This window comes from Streptomyces atriruber (genome assembly GCF_001418325.1).
Classification (GTDB): Bacteria; Actinomycetota; Actinomycetes; order Streptomycetales; family Streptomycetaceae; genus Streptomyces; species Streptomyces atriruber.
Genome location: NZ_LIPN01000653.1, coordinates 1 through 1,731 on the forward strand (window position 1 = coordinate 1; position 1,731 = coordinate 1,731).

Here is a 1,731-nt window from a genome sequence, read left to right on the forward strand (position 1 = left end):
CAGCCCGTTACCCCGCGACACGCGGGGCTCGAACTCTCCGTCCCAGCGTAGGAGTCTCATGTCCGCCGTCGCCGCCGTTCGCGTGTCCAGTCCCCCACATCCGGTGCGTCCGGACACGGGTCGGTCCGCCCTCCTCGCCGCCCTCCTCGGCTTCACCGTCATCACCATCGACGTCACCGCCGTGAACATCGCGCTGCCCGACATCCGCGCCACCCTGCACGGGGGCATGGCGGGGCTGCAGTGGGTCGTGGACGCGTACACGTTGATGTTCGCCGCCCTGATGCTGTCCGCCGGGGCGCTCGCCGACCGGGCGGGGGCGCGGCGGGCGTACGTCCTCGGCGTGGGGCTCTTCACCGTCGCCTCGCTGGCCTGCGCCCTCGCGCCCGGCATCGGCGCGCTGATCGCCGCCCGCGTCGCGCAGGGCGCGGGTGCCGCCGTCGTGATGCCCGCCTCCCTCGCGTTGATCCGGCAGGCCTACGACGATCCGCGCCGCCGGGCCCGCGCCATCGCGCTGTGGACGGTGGGCGGTTCCGTGTCCGTCGCGGTGGGGCCCGTCCTCGGCGGCGTGCTGACGGAGGCCGCCGGGTGGCGGTCCGTGTTCCTCCTCAACCTGCCCGTGGGCGCGGTCGTCCTCGTCCTGCTCGCCCGCGTCGCCCGCTCCCCGCGTCGGCCCGCGCCGCTCGACCTCGCCGGGCAGGCGACGGCCGTACTCGCCCTGGCGGGGCTCGCGTTCGCGGTCATCGAGGGCGGTCACCTGGGGTGGACGAGCGTGCCCGTGCTCGCCGCCTTCGCCGTTGCCGTCGCCGCCGGGTTCGCCTTCCACCGTGCCGAGAAGCGGCACCCCGCGCCCATGGTCCCGCTCGCGCTGCTGCGGCAGCGGCAGGTCGGCGTCGCCCTCGCGGTCGGCTTCGCGGTGAACGCCGGTTTCTACGGCGTGACCTTCCTCCTCGGCCTCTACTACCAGCAGTTGCGCGGCATGTCGGGCGTCGGGGCCGGGCTCATGTTCGTGCCCCTCGCGGCCATCATCACCAGCACCAACCTCGTCTCGCCGCGCGCCGCCGAACGCCTGGGGCGGCGGCGGGTCATCGTGCTCGGGCAGGCCGTCCTCGCCCTCGCCATGTTCGCGCTCGTGCCGCTCGGCGCGGACACGCCGCTGTGGCTCGTCCTGGTGCTGCTCGTCCCCACCGGCCTCGGCGGCGCCTTCGCCGTCCCCGCGCTGACCGCCCAACTCCTCGACAGCGTGCCCGGCGAACGCGCGGGCACCGCGTCCGGTCTCCTCAACTCCCTGCGCCAGACGGGCGGCGCGATGTCCGTCGCTCTCTTCGGGGCACTGCTCGCGGGCGGTGGCGGAGAGGGTGGAGAGCCCGGCTTCTCGCTCTCCGGGATGCACACCGGGCTCGTCGTCGTCGGCCTCACGCTCTGCGCCACGACCGCCCTCGCGGCGTGGCTGCTTCCGCGGGACTGAGCTCACCACCGCCCCGTCCGCGCTAACTTCGGGTGTCGGGCATGGCGGGGCACGGGAGCAAAAGGGGTGCGGAGTGGCGGTACTGGCGGGGGACCGGCGGCGGGGACTGGCGTGGACAGTCGCGGTGGCCGGTGCGGCGGCCGCGGTCGGGCTGACGCTGGTGGCCCTCCTGGTCGACCTGGACACCGCCGACCGCGTGGCGAGCCTCGTGGGGGCGGTCGCCGGTCTGGCCGGACTCGGGTTCTCCGTCTATGCGTTGGTGCAGC

Annotated in this window: 1 protein-coding gene and 1 pseudogene; both read left to right on the forward strand. The window is 75.0% G+C overall.

Features of this window, described 5'->3' with window-relative positions; all coding sequences use genetic code 11:
* Positions 1-103 precede the first annotated feature (103 nt).
* Complete coding sequence (locus AOK03_RS39745) at positions 104-1,465, forward strand: MFS transporter (RefSeq protein WP_055570189.1); 1,362 nt, start codon at positions 104-106, stop codon at positions 1,463-1,465.
* Positions 1,466-1,538: 73 nt separating this feature from the next.
* A pseudogene (locus tag AOK03_RS43015) lies at positions 1,539-1,731 on the forward strand (hypothetical protein); the annotation flags it as partial.